We start from the raw sequence: 23442 nt of genomic DNA on the forward strand, positions 1-23442 counted from the left end.
ATTCATCCCTGCTTGATTATCGAATTTAACATATACCGTGCTTTGTCGGAAAATTCTCCGTTCGGGTTTTCATTAAGCATCATGTTCAAGAGTTTCAATGCTTCATCTTTTCTGCCCACTTCTGCATATGCCTTGCCGAGTAACAGTTGACCCGGTTCCAACTTATTAGAATTCGGATATAATTTAAACAAGCGTTCAAGAGCAACAATCGCCTGATCCGGTAATTCTAATGCTAATAAACATTCTCCGACCCAATATTGTGCGTTATCCGTTAGCGAATCTTCTATACGGGCATCAGCGATTGCTATGAATATTTCCAACGCCGGCACGTAATCTGAACTGATATAATATCCAAATGCTTTGCTATACTCAAGAGGTAAATTTTGTTTACTGATATATATCAGAGAGGCGGACTCATAAATATCGGGTGTACTATCAATATATGTATCAATTATTGGAGCTGGCTCAGCTTCTTCCTCTGAAACTATTATAGTGTCCTGCAACTGCGTGTCCGCAAATAAAGAGTCTAATTCTTTTTCGTAATCGGGCGGCAGTTCCACGGTGAACTCCACTCCGTACAGTGTATCGGGTAATATCATTCCGGGCGGAATATCCATCAATTCGACAACCGGAATCAGTACTGTATCTTCGACAATTTCTACTACTTCAAGTGTTTCCACAGGAGTTTCCACCAACTCCACAACCGGAATTACCACTGTATCTTCGACAATTTCTACTACTTCAAGTGTTTCCACAGGAGTTTCCACCAACTCCACAACCGGAAGTTCTACTACTTCTTCCACTATCAATTCCGGCTCGGGTTCAGGTATGACAACTACCGGATTAAATAACGAATCGTCCTCGACGATTTTTACGAGTAACATTTGGAATCTATATACGGGTTTATCTCTGATTTGAGCCGGTGTAACGCTCTGTATAGTTGCGCCGATAAATTGCGAAGCAAGTCTGTGAATTCTGTTTCGGTATAAGCTAAAACCTGAAATATCAATACCGTTTGCTCTTGTATTCATTTCAGTCAGCCATATACTGTTAACTTTCCTAACGGCTTCATTAATGGTATTTAGCGTTACGGAAAACCGTAATGTTCCCTTGGAGAGCGAATCCACCAGAGTCATATTTTCGTCAGCTAATGCCATTTTCGTTGCGATGGAATCTAACAAAGGTTCTGCCCATTCAAGGTCAACGATTGAACCGTGGAGATAGTTGAGACGCTGCGTCATTTCTGATTTTTGAGTAGCTTTTTTATTATTTTGCCAGTTAAATACAAATGGCAAAGCAAATATTGCCGCTAAAATAATTATTCCGTGCCAATCAAGCTTCAGCGTTTTTTGCCGTACTTTTACATAATCCGGAAGCATATTTACAGGCAGTATGGAATCGTCTTTCGGGATTAATGCGTGCAATACCATACCAAGCGGAACAGCATATTCGGGCAAATCTTCTATTAATTCTTCAGGAATTTCAATTTTATCAGTCCTGATGGTGAGGTATTCAACCTCCGCATCACCGAACTTCTCATCAAGAAACTCCTTTGCGTTTACATCTTTAGATTCACCCGTAAGAATTATCTTCTGAAAATCGGGCATATCGCCCATATCCTGTTCGTAAAGTATCTTACTGTAGATTGTGTTCATTACTTCGGGGGTTTCCGTACCGGCTTGAACAGGGGGCGGTATATGAACAATATTCCCGCCTTTAGAGATGATAATCCGAGTAGAAGTCTCTTCCATATCAATAATTGCTATATAATCTTCTTCCCCGGGATTTTCGTTCAATCGTATTATATTTTGCAGAGATATTTCATCCGGTACGGCAAGAGTAAACTTGGGTGCTGAATCAAGGTGCGGTACTATTCCATCAATCGCCGTAAGAAGAGGAATGTTACCTTCGTATGAAAATGAAATCGCGCCTCCTCCCTCACTCGCCATAATGTGCGCGATATGATCGGACGGAATATCCTTATCAAGCCGTTCACGGACAGTGTCACGAATTTCTTTATTCCGTTCCTTGGGTTTCAGCTCTTCATAATTATCCCTTAAATGGAATACCGAAAGCAGTGTTGCCGGGATATTTATAGCAAATTGGAATTTCTTAGCGTCAACACGTTGAATAAGTGAGAGCAGGACGTCTTCGTTGGTCAATTCGCCGGTATCGCCGTCCTGAATTACCTCCGCATCATCCACTGACACCATATCTTCGGCTTCATCCTCATCCCCGCCGAATAGAGTTTCATCGGTTATCTCTATCGGTTCATCTTCAACGCCGAAAACATCTCCCGCATCTTCCATAAGAGGTTCGCCGTCTATAAGTTCGTCTGTTTCCTCCACCTGCTGTTTGAGTACAGAAACCATCATGGCATGATCAAAACTCTCTACAGTGATCTTCCCGCCGGAGATAGTTGCAAAGACGGTCTTCAGTTCTCTTCGAACGTCAAGATATATACTGAATATTTTTTGGGGTGCGGCCATTATTATGCGTTAGGGGTATACTGCACAATCTCCTTAAATCGTTTCTTCAAATTAGCGTTATTCAGCGCCTCTTCGTATGATATCTTCTTTTCTTCATACAATCTCTTCAGGTCTTGTTCCATTGTAATCATACCTAATTTCGAACCCTGTTGCAGCATTTGGTAGATTTCGTCAAGATTGTTATTCTTTATTGCTGCGCTAATCGATGGTGTTACGCGAAGTACCTCTTTCGCCAATACGCGCTTACCGTCAAGAGTCCTAACGAGTTTTTGGGACACGACCACGGTTAATACATCGGCAAGTCTTTCCCGGATACGCTCCTGAACTTCTGAAGGTACCTCTCCTATTATTCTGTCGATACTTTCAACTGCGGAGGAAGTATGAAGTGTTGAGAAAACTTTATGGCCACTGTCGGTAATTTCAAGGCTGGTAATAATCGTTTCCGGGTCTCTCATCTCACCAATCACGATAATATCAGGGTCCTGCCTCAAAGCTTGAATCGCCCCTTCCTTAAAGGATAAAACATCAGCGCCAACTTCTCTATGTCGTATAATACATCTTGCTGATTCATGAACATGCTCAATAGGGCTACCGATTATGACCATATGAGCGTCTACACTTCTGTTGTTGGCATCAATAATAGAATCCAGAGTTGAACTTTTTCCTGAACCGGTTATTCCTGTTATGAGACATAAGCCCTGTTTAACATATTTAAGACTTAATGCTTTTGCTATCTCCGGATGAAATCCGAATCCGGCAAAGGGCCTTATCTCGGATCCGATCAGGCGCATATTTAAAGCTATATGCCCTAAATCCATATACATATCGCCTCTGAGTCTTATATGACTGTCCTTATATGGTACCGTATAGGAAAAATCAACGTTTCTTTCTTTCGCCAAAAATTCGCGCTGTTTTACCATTATTATGTTCAAAAGCAATAAATCCATCTCAAACTCATCCCAATCTCCCGCTTCAGGATCAGGATTTTTTGCGCCTTGAATCCTGTACCATACTTTTCCTCTACAGCCTGTTGAACCCATATCAACATCAGATGCGTCTATATCAGTCATTCGAAGAATAATTGCATTAACCAGATTCCTAAGAACTACTTTTTTATCATCCTCTAATTCTTGAACGACCTTGGAATTGTACATAAGCTTCTCCAGACCAAATAACGTTTCGGGTGTCTGGGAAATTAAAGGTTTCAGGATTTCCTTTGCTTTAGTAACAAGTGCTGAATCCATTTAACTCCTAAGTTAATGCGAATGTAATGTTCGTTCGAAGCTCATTCATTTCATCAAACCAAAATATAGGTGCGTAGTTTTAAAAGCTATTTTGCCTAATATATGAAATTATGAATTAAATACAAATAGAATATTGATGTAAATCACACCATTTTAACGACTTACACAATGTTTTCTATCGATTTCAATATCGAGAATATAATAGTAGAAAACCGGCGTATTATTTATCATTATATTCTTCACCCATTTCAAATTCCGGAACCCGTTGGACCAACGATAATCAAATTTAATTTATTGACTTATAGCCGAATTCATTTTATACTGACTGTCTGAGATTCATAAAATTAAGCCTTATATATACGAAATGCTAATAACATTGATGATGATAATTTCAAAGATATAATTATATGTTGGACCAATACAGATATAAAGCCAAAGACATTCGAGGGAAAGTCCTTATTGGTTATGTAGAAGCCAAGAATAAAAAGGAAGCTAAAACTCAAGCTGAATCCATCGCTCGAAAAAGAAGGCTTCAGGTAGTAACAATTGAGAAAAAAGTAAAATTCCTTTACCGCACAAGGCGCGGTACTCAGGAAATTCAAACCGGGGAGCAGCTCGCTTACAGCAAAGAAGAGCTTCAGGCAGCGCTCGAAAAGCTCGGTTTTAAAGTACTTAAAGTTCAGAAAAAACTTTTTGATTTTAAAGGATCTGTCCCCTCCGCAGAGATCGCTTCATGGATCAGACTTTGCGCGGACTTGCTGAAAGAAAACCTTCCGTATGACGAAATATTGAACTTATTGGGAGAGGACACTCCAAACAAGCGTCTTCGTGAAGTGATAAAAGAGATAAGTAAAGACCTTAAAGAGGGAAAAGATGGAAAAGAAGTGTTCGGAAAGCACGAGGACGTCTTCGGAAAATTCCCGGCATTTATGTTGGCTGTAGCCTCCACAAGCGGTAATATGGCGGAAGTTTATGAGAGTACCGCCAAGTTTATGCAGCGTGACGAGGATTTTAAACGAAATCTTAAAAAAGCGTTATTGACGCCGTTAATAACTCTCGGTGTCATAGGTTTTGTGGTCGGTTACTATGTAATGGTCATCTTCCCCGAAACAGCCGGCATTTTCAGAAAATTCGGGAAAACATTGCCTCCTATGACCACGGCAACTCTTAAGCTCAGTGATTTTCTACAGGAAAATTGGATGTTGGTTTTATTCATGATATTAGCGCCAATTATATCATTTGTATTTTTTATCAAGACTCCAAAGGGAGGTCTCTGGCTCGATAAACACATCATCCATTTACCTATTATGGGTGAATTAATCCATAAGATGAGCATAGAGATTTTCGCTCGCGTTTTTTACTCTCTTTACAGCGGCTCGGGAGAGAATATAGAAGTAATAAGAATTGCTTCGGAGGCGTGTAGAAACAGATATATGGAAAAACAGATGAAGGAGGTGGGAATTCCAATGATGCTTGCGGAAGGTAAGGGCATTGTGGAAGCCATGGAAGGCACAGGTGTCTTTACTACCACCGCCATTTCCCGGTTCCGGTCAGGAGCTGAATCGGGCTCGCTGCGTTCAAATGCCCTTCAGCTGGCGAACTATTATGAAACCGAGACAAGCTACCGAATGGAAAAAGCCATTAGTATGATAGATTTGATGGTCACAATGATCATCATGGTAGTTATGGTAGGATTGACTATTGTTTCTGCCGAAACTTCAATTATGTGATATTCTTAGTGCTGTTTAATCAGCTGACGTTCTAATTCAATAACCTTTTTATTTGTGGCAATAAGTTTTCTTCTTAAAATTTCCATCAGGTTCATCATATAAATATCAAAAAGTTTTTGTCCGTTCCTACCGAAAAAGTCCTTTAGAATATCTCGTGTATATCTGAGTAAACGGGCAGGTTTCTCTACTCTGACTGACGCTATCCGGTAGTGATCTCTAAACAAAATCAACTCACCGAACACATCACCCTTTTCTAAGGTGGCCATCTTGATATCCTGGCTGTAAATTGATACGGAGCCTTCACATATGAGAAACATATCTGTTCCTACCTGACCTTCTTTCATAATATTTTCATGCAGTTCATATTTTTCGTCGAATCCCGCAGCAAGGAATTTTTTTGCTATGTCAGGCGGAAAATGAGCAAGCAATAACGGCGGTTTTTGAAAATACAGCAGCGTACCCGTGTGCTGCGACCAAACACTCAGCGAATTTTCTTTTATCTTCTCATTGTTTTCTATAGCTTTTCCATTATCTGAATTTGTTTTTATCAATTTATTAACCCGCTAAGTTTTTAGGTGAAAATCTTCCTTCCCAACGCGCTTCTCCGTAAGTAGTATCAAACGGAATCATAGTCTGAACGGTGAAGGCAATTCTAATTGAACGTACATTCGCCGGGACAGCTGTCACAGTACCATTAGCCGCATAATAAGATAAATTCCAGGTCGTCATTCCTAATGCCACATCACTTGCCGTTCCATTTACATCTCTGTAAAGATAACGGTCATTTGGGTTATCGGTGTATGACGGCTCGGACGTAGGTCCAAGATAAAAGCCTACGGTGTCCACAACGCCATCATCATCCACGTCACCTAAAAATTCTATAGTCGTACTGGTCATAGTTCTTATGATTGTCGTACCTGAAGCGACTTTATAACCCATTTTCCGAAAATCATAATCAAGTATACTCACTATAACGGTGACGTTTTCCTGGGCGTTAGTCCCAAGGGAATTCATAGTCGCGGTTTCCATGATCTCGGTATTTAATGCAAGAATGGACAATAGTAGCATACCGCCGATAAGAAAAGAGCCTGCCATTTCAATATCTGGCATAATTTACTCCCTTATAAATGAATAAACATAACTCAGACGAATAGCATTGGGTAAATAATCGCTGGTTAATGTTAAATTCATTCTTTTTAATGTGGTTTGGGATGCCGAAAAAGTCACAAGGTCGGCTGATGTCACATAACCTACGGTACAGGCGATGGCATACGTCCACCCCCTCTTTTCGGTGCCCGTTGTATCAATAATAGTCAAGCCATGAAAGTCATCTATATCATTATAAAGGGGATAGTCTTCTCCCCCATCTTCGCCAAGGTTTCCGGGCGCTGTAAATCCTCCCGGAACAGAAGCTGGAATCATGGATACTGAATTTTCATCAAACGCTTTTAATCCTGCGTCAGATATCACTTCCTGCAAAAGTGAAATAGCCGTAATCTCGAATTCACTTTCGAGGACCCTGCTGCTATTTTCAAGGAGTGCTCTGTTCACTGTAAGCGAAAACCACCCGAATATTGAAAGAGCTGCAAGTACTAATAATAGTTCTGCTTTACCCATCTATTTCCTTTAATCATCAACCGTTATCGCTGCAATTTCGTCAACGGATGTTATTCCTTCTTTTATTCGATTTATACCTGAAAATCTAAGCGTCAGCATACCGTCTTTGATGCCCTGTTCCAATATTGCTTTTTCGTTTATATCCTCACCTGACGCAACAATTATCTCCCGGAGTTCTTTTGTAAAATATAGCCCCTCCATTATCGCTGTTCTGCCTTTATAGCCGTTACGACATTTATTGCAGCCCACCGGTTGAAATAAATTCTTTTCAGTCTCCAGCTCTTCATCGGTAAAACCAAGTTTCTTGGCGAAAGTCTTTGTCTCATCATTCATTGGAATTTTACACTCATTACACAACCTTCTCACAAGTCGTTGAGCCATAATTATATTTACAGAATATGCTATAAGGAATGGCTCTACCCCCATCTTAAAAAGCCTGGAAATGGCGCTTGGAGCATCATTGGTATGAAGTGTCGAAAAAGTTAAATGCCCGGTATTTGCTAATTTAATTGCGATTTCAGCCGTTTTCTTATCCCTGATCTCACCCACAAGAACGATATCAGGATCGTGCCTCAAAATAGCGCGCATTGCTAAATCAAAGCCCATTTTGTCGCTAATTTTTAATTGACGCGCGCCCTTGATAAGATATTCAACAGGTTCTTCTACGGTCAAGACGCAAACTTCAGGAGTAATTACCGCATACAGCGCTGCTATTAGAGTTGTGCTTTTCCCGCTGCCTGTAGGTCCTGTTACAATGATAATTCCGGAAGGTTTGCTGATCGCTTTATGGAAATCTTCGCTTGCTTTTGGCTGAAGGCCAAGTTTTTTTAAATCTGTAACAACCTTTCTGTCATCAAGTATTCTGATAACCACACTTTCAAACTTCCGGTCGAATTCTTGTCCTACAATAGGAATAAGTGACACACGATACCGAATCAGATAATCATCAACACTGCGCTGAATAAATCCATCCTGTGCCATATCGCGTTCAAATCGGTCAACATTGCGAGTTTTATCTTTGAAAACCGCGATGATTGCTTCGGGTTTGACCCCTTTTTGCGTATGCCAGACCGATAGTTTTCCATCAATTCTAAACAAAAAATCAGTTGTCGTTGATGAACTCGGGATTATATGAATATCACTTGCATCCTGCCTTACAGCCTCAACGAGAACGCCTTCAACCAATGCCGTTAAAGCGCTTTGATTGATTTCGGCGTCTAATGCGGACTCATCAACTTCCTCGTCCTCTCCTTGCTCTTCTTCATCATAATCAATCTCATCAAGAATACCGAGAAAATCGTTCAACCCTGAAAGTATCTTACTTATTAATTCCTCTACGGATTCTTTCTTAGTGTAGGCAATTTCATAATTGCGATAATTCAATTGCTCCACTATCCCCTGTAAACTCGGGTCAGTCGGGTCGGCGGCAATAAGAGTTAATATTCCTTCCCCGTTAGTACGCTCAAATTTTAACGGCAACATCTTCGCGCGAATCATAGAGGTTCTGTTATCATCGCTCATTTCCTCTAAAAATCCCTTAATAAACTCATACTGTTCTTCAGGGATCTCATCAACCGTAACTTGGACTTCCTTTATAGCATATAGAGAGGTTAGAGCTTGTAGAACCTTATGCCTGTCTACATCCAAATCCTCATAAAGAACTTCCCCGATTCTTCTTCGGTCATTTTGAGGTTCTTTAGATTGAATTTCTAAGGCTTGCTTGAGAAGCTCTTCCGTAATAATGCCTTTCTGTACCAGAACATCTCCAATACGTAAAGCCATCTGCTAATTGCCTCCTTTTTCCGCGATAATAGTTGCCCGAGAGAGGACTGAAAGTCTGAGGGTTTGCTCTTTTTTCTTCATTGAAAAACTACTTCAGGCGCCTTGCTGTTATAACATTGCGCCTCATCAATATTTAATTCTTTTAATATTTGCGGGTAGCTGCAATAATCATGGTACTACCCGCAATATTAGTTTGAATTAAATCAACAATGCTACCACTCAACTCTTACGGCAAGGTTATTGTCGGTGTACCCGAAACTCCCTGCTGAGTAATAGTGGCAACGATAATAACGCCTTCGTTTGCGCCTGTAGCTGTAAGGACGAACGATGTGGCCGTAACACCTGACATAAGGAAATTACCGTTGGCGTTTGATGAATCAGCGCCAAAAGTTATTACATCGGTTGTTCCAACAAAGCTTCTCGCTCCACCGCCTAATGCCGCCGGTTTGCGCCAATAAGAAGCTGCTGACGATGCGACGTTATTCACATCCTGTAAAAGCGCGTCTCGCTCTGCGTTAACGGCGCCTGTCGTGAACATATTGATACCCACAACAACCGCAACACCAACGATAATGGTGCCGAGTACGATTAGTAATAATTGCTGTTGTCCCATTTGTTAACCTCCTATTAATGGTTTGAGACTTTTACTTATTTTCAAAAGACTGCTATTACCTCTAATTGACTAAAGTGATTAATATTAACCAATCCAGCGGTTTTAATTGTTCATAGTCTCTTGATTATACAGACTTTAGTATTATAAGTCAAGCATAAATACTGCGTTTGCTGTAATAAAACACTGTCTGTATGTCGTGTAAGTCTATTAATTATTTCTTACACAAACAAATATATGCTAATTTACTATCTGATTTGTATCCTGAATCACAATTTTTAATGAATGTTACCTCCGTCACACTATTCATAATCTCTTTAATTATATTTGATTCTGAACCGCCCAATGCCTATAATAGTTTGTAGGCAGATGTCAATGGGTGGAATATTCTAACGTGGTTGTTAGTATGTATGTTGCAGTCCTGTCTTTAAGAAACGCCTTGTATTGGCTGCTTAAATTGTATTGGACCGCGAACTAAACTGGTAAAATTAAGAATTGGAGTATGCGCCATGAGTCTTAAAAAAATTTCACAGTTACTTCTTATAATATTAATAGGTCCTTTCCTACTTCCGGGAGCAATTCTCGCTCAGGATGGTGAAATCGAATACACACAATTATTCACAAGCACGGATGCTTCTCAATGGGATGTTGAAGGTTTCGTCACCCCCTCAATGGACGACGGACTGCTCTCTTTTTTGTTTGTATTCAATGAGGATAATCCCGTCAGGTCGGTACCTGATACGATTCATTTACAATTAAAAGATCATGTAGATATTAGCAACTGCTCTACCGCTTATGTTCGGTTCAGCAAACAAGATATTCTTTTAGATGAGGATTCATGGATTGTAAGTAACATCAGGGTGTATGCAAAACACGAAAGCAGTGGTGGATGGTTCAGAGTTTATGAAGATATATCCCATCTCGCAGGATGGGTCCATAACTTGGAATTACGTTTTAGAGTTGCCGTCAGAACTGATGATGTATATCCGGGTTCCTTCAAACTGACAAATATTCGTGTTGAAGGTGTGTGCGGATAATGGTTTTTAGTGATTTAGTTATTGACAGTAAGGTTAATTTTTAAGCTGAAAAGATAATGGGCAGAGCATCCTTATTGATAGTATTGGGATTTATCGTGATATTCGGAATGGTCCGGAGTAACATAACTAAGACCTCCGAAAACGCATCTGCTAACTCTTCAGAGTACGCCGAAACTATAATTGCTCGTAACATTGCCAACAGCGCAGCTGAGTATGGACTTTCCGTTTTTTCCAATACAGGAAATGACTCATCATATTCAAACTCTGACTTTATGGGCGGCTCTTTCACAGCTTACTTTACAGATCTCGGAGACACATTAAGATTAACCGTTACAGCTACTTTTGAGGGTGAGAGCTATACGAATCGTATTGATATGATTTATACCATTGATTTCTTCCCGGATGCCACCGGCGGAGCGTCCATTGCTGGAGGCTCAGGAATGATGGAGTTTGACCTTGGAGGCACAGTTTCTATAACAGGGAATGACACCAACTTTGACGGTACAGACGGCCCCGGACCCGATTTATCAGCGTTCACACTGAGCAGTGACTTAGACAGCGCATCACTCGCTGCCGATTCCAGTTTCTTAACCGGAGACCCCCCTATTGAAGTAAGTTCGGATACAAGCGCGCTATCAGTAACCGAGCTTGTTGATTTCTATGGTACAATAGCAGATACCACACTTGCAGCGGGCACTTATAATGGAAATACTTTCGGCAGCGAGGCTAATCCTATGGTTGTTTACTGTAACGGGCATTTGGTCTTAGGGAGTGGAACTGTCGGCTATGGTATATTAGCTGTTGACGGCTCCTTAGCTATGGGCGGCAGCTCAGTCTGGTACGGTATGGTACTGGTTAATTCAAGCGACGGTTATGATGCCTATTCCGCAAGCGGAAATCCGGCTATCTACGGTTCCTTTTCTCTTGGCACCAGTGATACCACAACAACTTTAAGAATGACAGGAACAACGGACATCTATTACAGCACACAGGGCATAGCTGTTGCATTAACAGCGTTTAATGCCGGCATTGACGGTGTGGGCGGCGGATATGGAGCCGAAAGGACGATCAGCGAAATGATCTGGTATGAATAATGGGTAGAGCTTCATTAATAATGGTTTTGGGATTTATCGTTATATTCGGCACTTTACGGAATAATCTCAATAAAACCGCTGAATCATCCTCTCTAAATTCCTCTGTATTTACGGAGTCCATACTTGCTCATCACGTTACCAACATCGCAGCAAATTATATTATGTCAATTCATTCTGAGACTGGTATAAGTAGCGAGGAATACAGCGACAGCAGTTTTCTTGATGGATCATACACAGCATCCATTGAATCAGTAGCTTATGATTCGATACTTGATTACGATACTCTTCTAATCAGGGTAACTGGTATTTATGAGGATGAATCTGACACTGTACGGGTTCAATTCGTCAGTAAAAGCCTTCTTGTTCCGAAGATAACCGCATCTGTGGCGATCGAGTCGGATTGTACAATCTTCGACTTTGCCGGTAATCCACAGATCCGCGGGATTGATACGAATATGGACGGCACTACAGGTCCCGGCCCCGATCTTGCCGGATTAACGCTTTCAAACAGTGATGACAGTACACGTTTTGAGACTGTTGCTTCATCAAATCCAACCTGGGTTCAGGGCAACCCTGTGGTAGAAGTGAGTCTTGATACCCCTCTCATAGATCTCAGCGATCTTGTGGAATATTATTCAGGATTGGCTGATCTGTCTTACACCGGTGGATCCTTTAATGGAGTCAGCTGGGGCACTCAAGAAAATCCCATTATTGTTTATTCGAACGGCAATACAACTTTCGGAGGAAATTCTGTCGGATACGGAGTTCTTGCTATAAATGGATCGCTGACAATGACAGGTAATCCTACGTGGTATGGCCTTATTATAGCTTCCGGTGGCGAGTCACTTATTATAGATGCAAGTGTCGGTAATCCCACCATTTATGGCGCTCTTCATATCGGCGCCACTGTTACCCAACTGGAGCTGAAAGGCACGGCAGATATTTTTTACAGCAGTGAAGCCATCAATATGGTACGCACAGCGCTTATTAATGGAGGAAAAGATAAAAGAATAATCACCGAGAAAATCTGGTATGAATAGCTGCTTAATTCTGAATAGAAATCGGTAAATCTTGCCTCTTTCACTTCTCCGATAAAACAAAATATCTTGACTTATCCCGTCTTGCTGTCTAATATATTCCACTTAAGTTAAATAAAATTATAGTATGAAACTATTCGTCGACAAAATAAAAATTAAATGGTTGTTGATTGCCATTCTGTTAGGAACGCTCATTATTACCCTATCCTGCGAAACCATAGTCAACGAGGCGACCATAACCGGAACAGTCATTAATGGTCAGACGTTCCAACCTCTCGTCGGGACTTTCGTCAGAGCGTTTGGATTTGCCGAATCGGCTCTCACCGACTCGGCAGGAGCCTATGAACTTCTGATTTCTATTGACCTACCCGATGTCAGTGAAGCCACACTCGAGTTTTCTAAATCCGGATTTATAACTGATACGCTCAACAATGTAGGATTAGACATTGGCAACAGTGTTACTGCGCCACCCATTACGCTATTTCCCGTTCCAACTGCAACCACCTCAGGCACGGTTGTGATTGAAGGTAATGCTGTAAACGCTCTTACAAACGAAAATATCGAAGGCGCATTTGTCCGTGTATTGGATCATGAAAGCGATGGAACTTTAACAGATGCAAACGGACACTATGTATTAAGTTTTTCAATTGTTGTAGGGGATAGTATTTCAGTCACTGTAGAAATTTCCAAGGCAACATTTCTTCCTGATAAAGTCACAAACGTCGCCATCTCGTTCGCTGACACGGTAAAGGTGCGTACCGCAAATCTAATTCCCATCTCCAGTGTAGGAGGCGTTGTTGCGCTTAAGGGTAAAGTAGTGAACGCTATTACCGCAGCTCCGCTGGAAGGAGCGCTCATCAGAGCTCTGAAACATCCTGAAACTACATTGAGCGACAGTTCAGGGTCTTACATTTTATCAGTTACACTTGATCCGGGTCAAATTAATGTCCTGACTCTGGATATAAGTAAAGAATCTTTTGCTCCTGATACTCTTTCAAGTATCGGTGTAGTTGTGGGAGATACCGTGAACGCTCCGCCTGCAAGTCTTATTCCGTTAGTAATATCCCAGGGACTCGGCGGAATCAGAGGGACTGTAATTAACGGTATTACTGAAGCTCCCATTGAAGGAGCCTTTGTAAGAACCTTGAATCATCCTGAGTCTGCGCTTACAGACGCACAAGGAAATTATGCCTTTGCGGTCAAAATTACCGGTAATGAATCTAAAGTAATTAATCTTGAGATTATAAAACAGGGATTTTTAGCTTCCACACTTCCGAATTTAGCGTTGGTTATCGGTGATACCATCGACGTTCCTCCAACTAATCTTCTGCCCATAGATCCGGATGGCTCAAGAGCCATAGTAAAGGGAGTCGTAGTTGATGACGTATTTTTTGATCCGATCGAAGGCGTACAGATCAGGGCTATCGGGCACGATGAAACAACGCTGTCTAATGAACTTGGTATTTTCACACTCAGCCTTGTTATAAAAATTAGCGAGAGTGACACCGTAGATCTGGTATTTTCGCATGAAGAATTTGTTACCGATTCTGCGTCCAATGTAGCATTGACGGTTGACAGTACAATAACCATAGCTGTTCAGGCGTTAACTCCGAAAAACCGAGCAGGTCCGCCTTCTAACGCTATCATCTTTAGAGTTTCTCGGACATCTATAAGTATTAAAGGTGTTGGTGGTGAAAAGGAATCTTCCGAGATTACCTTTCAGCTGCTAGATAAAAATGACACACCCCTGGATCGGTTCAAATCCGCTGTGGTCTCTTTCTCATTGTCTGGTCCCGGAGGAGGGGAATTCATTTCTCCTTTAACAGCAACTACAGATGATTCCGGTCTGGTCAGAACTACACTCAACAGCGGCACAATTGCAGGTGTTGTCCAGGTGACGGCATCTTTTGATCCGGGAACCGGATTAATTAAAGTTAAGGCACCGCTTATTTCAATACATGGCGGTCAACCCGATTCAGACCACTTCACAATTACTTCCATACTAAATATTGCCGGATTAGTAAGTATTAGGGACGACTCTGTCAGAGTTATCGTGGGAGATAAATTTTCTAACATCGTCCGACCGGGAACTGCCGTCAGCTTCCGTACAAGTGCCGGAGTCATACAGGGTTCGGCAGTTACAGATGAAAACGGAAAGGCCTCTGTACTACTAACCTCATCTAATCCAAAGCCATTACCCGCTGACAGCGGCTTCGTAACCATAACTGCGGAGACAAAGGACGAAAACGGGAACTCCATATTCGCGACTTCGCTTATGCTTTGGTCAGGGCTTACACAGATTCAAATGGTAGGTTTTCCTGGAACTTTTGCAATTGCTGATGCTGGTTCGCAGACCTTTACAGTAAAGGTGAGCGATGCAGAACACGGCAGGCCTCTTGAAGGAGGTACCTCAATAGAAGTAAGTACGACCGCTGGCCAAGTAACTGGTGATATAGGAGTTACGCTGCCTGATACCCAATCGAGGGGACCAAAAACTACACTTTTCACTTTCAAAATAGTTGATAACAATCCGGGCGACATAGATCCACCTGTTCCGGCAGCAGTTACAATACTAGTTATAAGTCCGAATGGAAATGACCTTCTTACTATAACGGGATCCGTGGATTAATAAGAATTTCCGCGTTAACGCCCGTTCTTTTTAAGCATATTCAAAATTCCGAACCGCCCCCTGCCGAACTCTTCTGATAGAAGCTGAATCGCTTTTCCTTTTAAGACAGAATTAGCGGCTAACTTATCAAATCTTTTCATTAGTTTTTTTATTTCCGCTTTTTCCCATCTTTTACTGCTGTTTATCGGACTTTTTTCATCAGGGATAGCGATGTTCTCCAAAATTCCGCCGAATTTGATGTTGTCTATCTCTTTTATCTGATGATTAAAAGCTATTTCACTTTTTTCAAAACCTACAGCTCGTCTGCCCAGACCAAGTGCGACTTTCGCCGTTCCGAATCCGCCGAGAAAAAAGTCACACACGCTGTCCCCCTCATCAGTGCTGTATAATATTATTTTTTTCAACAGCTCTAAAGGAAGCTGGTTTTTATTTTTTACCTGACCTTTTTTATACTCCCTGTTAATGATCCATACATCTTCCCTGTCGCTGTAGTTTTTCGATTTTCCGCTTTCGTCCAGATCCTCTCTTCCGAATCGAACGAATTGATTGAATGTTCTATCTCCTCCCGGTTTTTTATAGTAAAGAATATGATAATGTGAAGATATGTACTTCTTTTTCGTATAGACTCCGAAGTTATATTTCCAGATCAGATGATTCACTTCCTCCAAAGAACTGTTTTTTAATCCGTTAAGGATGTGAATTAAATTCGTGTAACCCGATACGATATAGATACTTCCCCCCGGTCGTAAGACCCGCTCAGCCTGCTCTATCCACCTTAGGCTGAAGTCGGGATATTCATCAATCGGAACTTCAATGTATCCGTCAAGAACGTAACTCTCTTCCCTGTTATAATGCTGATGAAGCTTATCCCCTTTGATTCCATAGGGAGGATCCGTAATTATAAGGTCAATGGAATCATCTTTCAGATGTTTGATTGCGCCATCAATGCAATCTTCATTGTATAGAGAATATTTCAACTGATTAACGGGGATATTAACATATTTATTTGAAAAATTAGCATTTTATTCCATCAGTGGCAATATCGTTTGTTTTTTTCTTAATATCGGAGATTGAAATATATTACAGCAGTTGTTAACAGGACTTTATCCGCTAACCTTATTAGATTTTCTCCCGATAATATAATAGTGCGTATTGAAGCATAATATATAATTCAGTGATAATATGTCGAATGAATTTATGACCGTGATTAAAGAAATATTAAAAACTTTAAAGCCTTCCACACCGGAAACGGTTAGCCGTGTGCGCACTAATTTAAAGAATGGTAATGGAGTTGCTACATTAGTTAAACCTGAGGCACCCAGGGTAATTTCAAAAGAAGAAATATCAGCTCTTCAAAAGTTAGCAGATTCCATCGGTCTCGAAATAAAAAAATTGTTACTCAAATTCGGGGCAATAAATCCCACACCGAATGCAAACACCGAATCGTCCGTCGAAGAACCGTTGACTTCTGCAACCGGAGAGTCATACATCAAAGCTACAAAAGCGCTCCTCAACCACAATTTATCGCGTTTATTGTTGCTGATTGAAAGTTCGGGAGCGGTGCCGCCTAAAAACGTGGAATCTCTTAGGACGGAGTATCAGAATCTGATTAATTTCGATCCTCGTTCGCAAAACGAAGTGGAGATGTTTGTCAAGCAATTGAATTCATTTTTTTCTCAGCTGGTTTCCTCGGTCGAGAACCTCACTCACCGCGATATGACATCCGTTAAATTAATTATGGAAGATATATTCAAGTTGTTCGCCTCTCCGCCCCTTGTCAAGAGCTCATTGGGAGAGATGAATTTAGCGTCCATGATTAATTCAGGTGTGAACCAAACTATGGAAAAGCCGGCGTTCGATATAGCGTACCTGAAAGTTCTTTCCGGCATTCCAACTCCGGAGGCAGATTATCTGCCGGCGCTTTCCAAAGACCTCGGCGTTGTTGCAAATTTCATCAGCAAAAACGGAGCGTTACCTAATCCGGCGCTTCAGAAAGTAATTGAACTTTTGGGAAATGGGTTCGCTGAGCCGTTAAACCGAAATGAGCTGCGAAAATATGTGAAATCAATTGGATTCGATTTAGAGAATAAGATATTCAACAGCATTAACAAGACTCCCTCATACTTAGAGACGAAATTTTCTCCTGTCAGAAGAATAATATTCAACAATCTGAGCGCTAATCTGATTTCCATATCCGCCGACCGACAAACAGCTGAGAATTATAAAATTTTTCAAAATGGCGCAAAATTATACAGGAGTCTATTTGAATCAAACCGTCCCGCTGAAAAAGGATTGTTGCTTGCGCCGGGAACATCATCAATGGAATTGCTTTATAAGGTAAGAATGTCGCAGTCTTTGCTACATCGCGGCGTTTCTCCCACATCGCGCAATTTACTCGCTGCCGAAGCATTGTTGGAAAATAATATTTCAATCACAAGGAAGGCGGTGGATTCACTTTTCAGAGCTATATCAAGTCTCGATTCCGATATCGGCAGTCAGGCTGAATTAAAACATCTGATGAAAACCACAATTTTGTTAAAACAATTGAAGTTGCCGCTAAGCCCGGAAAATATTCGCTTTATAACAGATATAAAAAATGTACAATCCTCCATATCGGGAGATTTAAATAGACTTTATACCGAGCTTCCCAATGGCAAATTATCCGGCTCAAAATCTCTGAATAAATTTCATAACTTATCGTTGAAAATATCAGGTACGCACAAAAATACAAAAGGAGAATTACGAAGTTTGGTTGAGTTTGCAAAAATGGCAGGCATTGAAGTTCCGGAAAGCAGCTCCGGAAAACTGGGTAGACTATTATCAAAAAGCAAACACTCGTCATTTAAGGAATTAACCGGTTCCATAAATTCCGCGATTGATTCAGCTTTACAATCTGTCAAATCAGGTAAGTCAATCGCTTTAGAGATAAATAAGATAAGAATATTAGGTCAACTCGCAGCTTCCCTTGGCGCCAACTCCAATAACAGTGTTGCTCCAACGAATGCAAATTTAGAAAGTCTGCTCAAAGAAACAGGTATTGTCAAAACGGATTTTGAAATGAAAATCGTTTCCCGGTTGGCTGCTGCCAATGCGGATATATCTCGAGCAACTGTGCTGAAAATTTCTAATTATCTTCTGAATACGCTTAAGCTAAGCCCTGATTCCGTTAGTTCCGAGCTTATAGACAGAGCAGTCAAAGCTGCGAAGCTGGAACTGCCATTAAATAAAAACTCCTGGAAATCCCTTGAGTCTATGGACCCGTTGTCCCCCGAAAAATCAACTCTCATCTCTAATTATTTAATGGCGATGAACAAACAATCTCCGGAAGGACAAAACGATAACGGCTTGAAACAAATATTAGAACTCCTATTCTCTTTATCTAAGGGTTCAGCTGATAAAGCTACCTTCAAAATGGGTCGTTCGCTTTTTGAAATGCCTTTTCAGAATCATACTCTGAGGAAAAGATCAAACCTTTCATCGAAACTTAATAAAATATTTAACGGCTCTGTAAAAGGTACACTTCTCAGAACATTAAGATACGTTAAACTCCAACAGAATAAAGTCGCGCCACAGCAGCAAAACTCGATTTTAAAGAGTATCATGGGCGCTTTGGAACAGATAGAGCAATTACAATCGAACATAACTCAAAAAGGAGAGGAATTGCTGTTCTCTTTTCCTTTTCCGGACACACCTCATGACGGTCACGCTTCATTGCGGTTCTCTAAAAAAGAATTGGATGACGGGAGTGAGGAACTGAATTTATCTATTAAACTCGCTCCCGAACCGCTTGGTCCTGTAAGTATATATATCCAAAAAAACTCATCCGCTTTCAATCTGACTGTTGACCTCGAAAGGGGAGAGTATATGAATTTACTGCGAAAAAACTTACCACAATTGATTCAACGTTTTGAAAATATGGGATTGGGCGTTCCACACATATCTTGCACAAGCAAACCGAAGCAATCTATCTCTGTAGAAAACCTGAATAGACTTTACGCTTGAACTTGTCGTAACATCGCTATATAATCATAATTGATTCAGAAAATAAATTTTAAGGGTGAGATAAAAAGTTATTGAATTATCAGAACAGTGAAGTAATCCGAAAGCTGCTTCAAGAGAGTCACACTATCGCGGTATATGGAGCATCAGATAAAGCGTGGAGAACAAGCAACAGTATAGCCAAATTTCTCTTGAACGTAGGATATGAGGTAATACCGGTCAATCCCAATTATGAAACGGTCTTGGGAATGAAATCTTATTCCAGTCTATTGGATATCGAAACGGAAGTTGATATTGTGGACGTTTTCAGAAAACCTTCAGAAGTATTCTGTGTTGCAGAAGAAGCTGTTTCTATCGGGGCAAAAGGTATCTGGTTTCAGGAAGGTGTAATAAATAACCAGGCGGCAGAACACGCCCATAATAGCGGTCTTGACGTCGTTATGGACAGATGCATTATGAAAGAATATAATCGTCTGATTGCCTAAACAAATTTAGCGAGTTCTATAACTGACATCAAAGAGCTTATCCTGTCGAGGTTAAAAGGTTTCCTGACATAATCATAGGCTCCGATGCTCAATGATTTTTTTGCCATTTCCTCAGTAGCATATCCCGACATCATAATAATCGGCACATTCTCATTGTATTTTTTTATCATTTGAAGTATTTCAATTCCGTCCAATCCCGGCAGCATTACATCCAAAAATATCAAATCGGGGATTTCCCTGTTGAGGTGATAAATTGTTTGTCCAACTCCGTCTGCTTCAATTATTTCTTCGCATTTGGATTCAAGAAAGAGTGACAGAGTTTTTCTTATATCCTCTTCATCGTCAACTATCATTATTTTTTTAAAAGCCATTTTTTTTCCTTAAACTGATTAAACTAATTATCTGATTTTTTAACTATTTCCTCTTCGGTAATCGGCGTTTCTATGTATAGAAACGGTGATTTAGCTAATTCTATTACTTTTTCCTCAGGATATTTATCGCCGTCCTCATTATACAATATTTTCAGTTTTGGACGCATTGGATGAGAGCCGTCAAGACCTATTACCTGACCGATTTCACCATTATTCAATCTCACAAGCGATTCCAAAGGAAAGACAGATATTTCCCGGACTAACGCTCTGAGAAATTTGACATCAAAGTACGTGTCTTTGAGAGCTACCACCTTTTGGAGCGCTTCATACGCAAGGTATTCATCTCTATACGTAGAGGGATGAGACACCGCCTCATACATATCTATGATAGAAATTATCTTGGCGTAATCGTGTATCTCGTCTTTCGCTGTTCCGTTAGGATAGCCTGTCCCGTCATACCTTTCATGTTCCTGCAACACTACTGAAGGCAAAAAGTTGAATTGTGTTAACTCCGGATTAGATTGCAATGCTTTTGCAATGTACTCGCTTCCGATGCTCGGGTGTGTTCTGAGTGTTGCGAACTCTTCATCGGAAAGTTTGCTTTTGGCATGCCTTATTCCTTCAGGCAAAAGCAGCATTCCCACATCATGCAGGAGCGCTGAAACAGCTAACTCGGTAAGTAATTTATTTTCATAATTTAAACCTGTAGCCAACTTGACCGAAAAGATTGCTACATTTATGGAATGGACCGGGAAATCATGAGCTTCCCGTCTTCCTATCGCTTTAATATGAAGATAATTCGATTGCTGCACTGAACTGACAATATTCCTTGCATCAGAAATCAATTTATCAAAACCGATAGCGCCGCCTTCGGTAACTCCGGTCTCAAATTCTTTCAAATCGGAAATAGTCGTATTATATACTTCCTTATCATCCACTCTCGCCTCATAATCATATCCAGCCAATGCCGCCTCATTCACATCCACCTGGAGTGCGTCTGCTTCAGATGGAATAGGAGGTGCGACCTGAGGTTGAGTTTGAATCGGAACGGGAGGAGGAATAACAGGCGGAGCTTGCACAGGCTGTTGGTCAGCCGGAATAAGCGTACCGGTTTCGATTGCCTGTTGATGCGTTACCGGCTGTTGAGGCAGCGGCTGCGCTGTTTGCTGAGGTTGAGCCTGAGGTGGAATATCAGCAGGATTCGGCGGCGTGACAGTTTCAGCAGGAGCGACAGGTTGAGCCGGCAGTGGCGATACCGGCGGAGGCTGAATATTAGCGCTTTGCACCGTGCTATCTGTTTCTACAGGAGGAATAGGTGGAGCAGGAGTCTCCATTTGAGTAGCGGCTTGCCGCCGCGTGTTCTCCTGAGCCACTTTGCTATCCGTGCTGCTTCCGAATATATCATTGATCATGGATTCTGTGCCGGGGTCGTTAACGGCGTTCGGAACAGGAGCTTCTGTTTCAGGTTCGATAACGGGAGGAGATAAATTGCTTTGACTATCGTCCAAAGGAAGAGGTTCAGGCAAAGCGGGCGCACTATGTTCATCTACTTCTAAGGTGCTGACAGCAGCTGCTTCTTCCCCGGAGGGAGATTCGGGTTTTTCATCAATAGGAGGTGCCGCGTTGTCCTGGATTTGTGAAGATTCTTGAACAGCGAACGGATTCGCTTCCTCCACGATGGCGGATCGGGGTTGCCCGGGCTGAGCTTCTTCCAAAGCCGGTTTATCTTCCGGGAAAGAAGTATCCGTCTCTGCTGAACTCAAATCATCAACTGGATTTAGCTCCTCCATTATAATAGATTCTGACTGTTCGGTCACTGTTTCCTCTTGGGAATCGGGTGTTTCAGTAGGCGCCTCTTCAGCGTCTCCCAAGCCCAATTCATCAACAGGTATAGATTGAGCTCCCGCCCCGATCACCGTTTCCTCACGGTCATCTACTTCTTCAAACTCATTTAAATCTGAATTATCCTCATTTTCCGGTTCAATCTTGGTTCTCGCTAATAGCGCCATCACTCTGCTTCTTAAGTCCGATGGATTGATGGGCAGAGTAATGTAATCATCAGCGCCGGTTTCCATCCCCATCACCTTATCGGGACCGTCAGATGAATTACTTATGAGAAGTACCGGTACATCTCCGAGAGTTGCATCTTCTTTTATCCTGCGTGCCAGGCTCAGCCCGTTCATTATCGGCAGATCAATCTCTGAAATAACCAATACCGCCGATCTTTTGTTGAGAAATTCATCCGCAGCTTCGCCGGATGTGACAAAAATAAGTTCTAAACCGATACTTTCTAAAGACTGCTCAATCGTACTTTGGATCTGAGAATCCCCTACCACAGCCAATATACCTTTAGCTTCCGCTACAATGTTTTGTTTTTCTTTCGTTGCCGATGGGGCGCTGCTTGAAGAACGGAATAAATCTATTGACCTCATCATACTGAACCAATAGAAAAATATTTAACTCTCAATATAGCTCTCAACAATTTGCTTTTTCATACTTTTCATACCGACTTCTAATCTATATTACCATATTTATAAGTGCAGAATCAACTATTTTAATGTTTCTTCGCGCCGCTGTCATCAATGCAAGATCGCATATGCTGTTAATTTTCCGCGGAACTCCATAGGAAGCATTGAAAACAGCCTCTATCGCATCGTCATTCACAATTTTAGAATCCAGACCTGCTATGCTCAGCCTGTGTGATATATACTTCCCCGTTTCTTCCAAGTTGAATGAATGGAGATGATATTTTATCGCAAAACGTTGCTCAAATTGAGGCATCTTTGTAACTCTCTCTCTCAATTCGGGTTGACCGACAAGCAAAATCGTAACTAAAAACCGGTCATTCAGCTGGTGATTCAGCAACAGTCTGAGTTCTTCAAAAACGTTATCATTTCTCATTAGTTGAGCTTCATCTATCATAATTATTACTTCTCTGCCGGACTGAAATTTTCTGTAGAGAATGTCTTCAATCTGTTTGGAAAGTTCCACTCTGGATTTTTCCGACGCTTCTTCGCCGAGTTGGTAGATAATTTCAGCCAGTAACTCTTCCGGCTCGTAATTCGGGTTGTTCACCACCACGATTTCTCTGTCATCGTTCATCGTTTTTCCGGCTATGATTCTCAGCAGAGTAGTTTTTCCGCACCCATACTCGCCTGTCAGCATCGCCCCCCCTTTATTTTCCGTGACGGCGTACATCATCCGTTCGTAGCCTTCTTTATGCCCGTCTGAAAAATAGAAATATTCCGGGTCGGGTGTATTTTCGAACGGTTTTTTATTTAGCCCCCAATACTCAAGATACACGATTTTCAATCCCCG

At 41.4% G+C, this 23442-nt stretch carries 18 protein-coding genes; 7 read left to right on the forward strand and 11 right to left on the reverse strand.

From position 1 onward, the window contains the following. Nucleotides 1-2: 2 nt before the first annotated feature. Entirely contained in the window at nt 3-2489 is a 2487-nt protein-coding gene (locus tag IIB39_03925) for a tetratricopeptide repeat protein (protein MCH8927846.1), read from the reverse strand. A gap of 2 nt (nt 2490-2491) precedes the next feature. Then, nucleotides 2492-3733 carry a Flp pilus assembly complex ATPase component TadA gene (gene tadA / locus IIB39_03930; GenBank protein MCH8927847.1) on the reverse strand — a complete coding sequence of 414 codons (1242 nt, stop codon included), beginning with the start codon at nt 3731-3733 and terminating at the stop codon, nt 2492-2494. A 410-nt stretch (nt 3734-4143) separates the two neighbouring features. Between tadA and IIB39_03935 the strand changes: the two genes are divergently transcribed. Continuing rightward, the gene (locus tag IIB39_03935; protein ID MCH8927848.1) at nt 4144-5463 is read left to right on the forward strand and encodes a type II secretion system F family protein; all 1320 of its coding nucleotides are present in this window, start codon (nt 4144-4146) and stop codon (nt 5461-5463) included. 5 nt (nt 5464-5468) lie between these two features. Here the strand turns inward: IIB39_03935 and IIB39_03940 are convergent, their stop codons facing one another. The 5 genes from IIB39_03940 to IIB39_03960 all read right to left on the reverse strand — a co-directional run bounded on the left by IIB39_03940 (nt 5469) and on the right by IIB39_03960 (nt 9475). Further along, the gene (locus IIB39_03940) at nt 5469-6014 is read right to left on the reverse strand and encodes a cyclic nucleotide-binding domain-containing protein (protein MCH8927849.1); all 546 of its coding nucleotides are present in this window, start codon (nt 6012-6014) and stop codon (nt 5469-5471) included. 4 nt (nt 6015-6018) lie between these two features. Then, nucleotides 6019-6573 carry a hypothetical protein gene (locus tag IIB39_03945; protein ID MCH8927850.1) on the reverse strand — a complete coding sequence of 185 codons (555 nt, stop codon included), beginning with the start codon at nt 6571-6573 and terminating at the stop codon, nt 6019-6021. Nucleotides 6574-6576: 3 nt separating this feature from the next. After that, nucleotides 6577-7080 (reverse strand): hypothetical protein, encoded by a 504-nt coding sequence (locus IIB39_03950; GenBank protein MCH8927851.1) that lies wholly within the window; start codon nt 7078-7080, stop codon nt 6577-6579. A gap of 9 nt (nt 7081-7089) precedes the next feature. Further along, nucleotides 7090-8862, reverse strand: coding sequence for a type II/IV secretion system protein (locus tag IIB39_03955; GenBank protein ID MCH8927852.1), 1773 nt, complete (start codon nt 8860-8862; stop codon nt 7090-7092). A gap of 226 nt (nt 8863-9088) precedes the next feature. Further along, nucleotides 9089-9475 carry a hypothetical protein gene (locus IIB39_03960; protein MCH8927853.1) on the reverse strand — a complete coding sequence of 129 codons (387 nt, stop codon included), beginning with the start codon at nt 9473-9475 and terminating at the stop codon, nt 9089-9091. Between the two features lie 506 nt (nt 9476-9981). Between IIB39_03960 and IIB39_03965 the strand changes: the two genes are divergently transcribed. From IIB39_03965 to IIB39_03980, 4 genes are all read left to right on the forward strand, one after another. Beyond that, complete coding sequence (locus tag IIB39_03965; protein ID MCH8927854.1) at nt 9982-10509, forward strand: hypothetical protein; 528 nt, start codon at nt 9982-9984, stop codon at nt 10507-10509. Nucleotides 10510-10565: 56 nt separating this feature from the next. Then, nucleotides 10566-11603, forward strand: coding sequence for a hypothetical protein (locus IIB39_03970; GenBank protein MCH8927855.1), 1038 nt, complete (start codon nt 10566-10568; stop codon nt 11601-11603). Then, complete coding sequence (locus IIB39_03975; protein MCH8927856.1) at nt 11603-12643, forward strand: hypothetical protein; 1041 nt, start codon at nt 11603-11605, stop codon at nt 12641-12643. Before IIB39_03970 ends, IIB39_03975 begins: the two co-directional genes overlap by 1 nt. 124 nt (nt 12644-12767) lie before the next feature. Beyond that, nucleotides 12768-15269 (forward strand): hypothetical protein, encoded by a 2502-nt coding sequence (locus IIB39_03980; GenBank protein ID MCH8927857.1) that lies wholly within the window; start codon nt 12768-12770, stop codon nt 15267-15269. A gap of 14 nt (nt 15270-15283) precedes the next feature. On the opposite strand, the gene IIB39_03985 is transcribed toward IIB39_03980, so the two are convergent. Beyond that, nucleotides 15284-16261 carry a site-specific DNA-methyltransferase gene (locus tag IIB39_03985; GenBank protein ID MCH8927858.1) on the reverse strand — a complete coding sequence of 326 codons (978 nt, stop codon included), beginning with the start codon at nt 16259-16261 and terminating at the stop codon, nt 15284-15286. 190 nt (nt 16262-16451) lie between these two features. Here IIB39_03985 and IIB39_03990 point away from each other — a divergent pair, with 190 nt between their 5' ends. Next, nucleotides 16452-19271 carry a flagellar hook-length control protein FliK gene (locus tag IIB39_03990; GenBank protein ID MCH8927859.1) on the forward strand — a complete coding sequence of 940 codons (2820 nt, stop codon included), beginning with the start codon at nt 16452-16454 and terminating at the stop codon, nt 19269-19271. Between the two features lie 71 nt (nt 19272-19342). Beyond that, nucleotides 19343-19753, forward strand: a complete 411-nt coding sequence (locus tag IIB39_03995; GenBank protein MCH8927860.1) for a CoA-binding protein — start codon at nt 19343-19345, stop codon at nt 19751-19753. On the opposite strand, the gene IIB39_04000 is transcribed toward IIB39_03995, so the two are convergent. From IIB39_04000 to IIB39_04010, 3 genes are all read right to left on the reverse strand, one after another. After that, nucleotides 19750-20124, reverse strand: coding sequence for a response regulator (locus IIB39_04000; GenBank protein ID MCH8927861.1), 375 nt, complete (start codon nt 20122-20124; stop codon nt 19750-19752). The two genes, IIB39_03995 and IIB39_04000, sit on opposite strands and share 4 nt — an antisense overlap. Nucleotides 20125-20147: 23 nt before the next feature. Further along, a complete protein-coding gene (locus IIB39_04005; protein ID MCH8927862.1) occupies nt 20148-22559 on the reverse strand; it encodes a response regulator in 2412 nt (803 codons plus the stop codon). An 82-nt stretch (nt 22560-22641) separates the two neighbouring features. Then, a complete protein-coding gene (locus tag IIB39_04010; protein ID MCH8927863.1) occupies nt 22642-23436 on the reverse strand; it encodes an AAA family ATPase in 795 nt (264 codons plus the stop codon). Nucleotides 23437-23442: the final 6 nt, after the last annotated feature.

The organism is Candidatus Neomarinimicrobiota bacterium (assembly GCA_022573815.1).
In the GTDB taxonomy this organism is placed as follows: Bacteria; Fidelibacterota; SORT01; order SORT01; family SORT01; genus JACZTG01.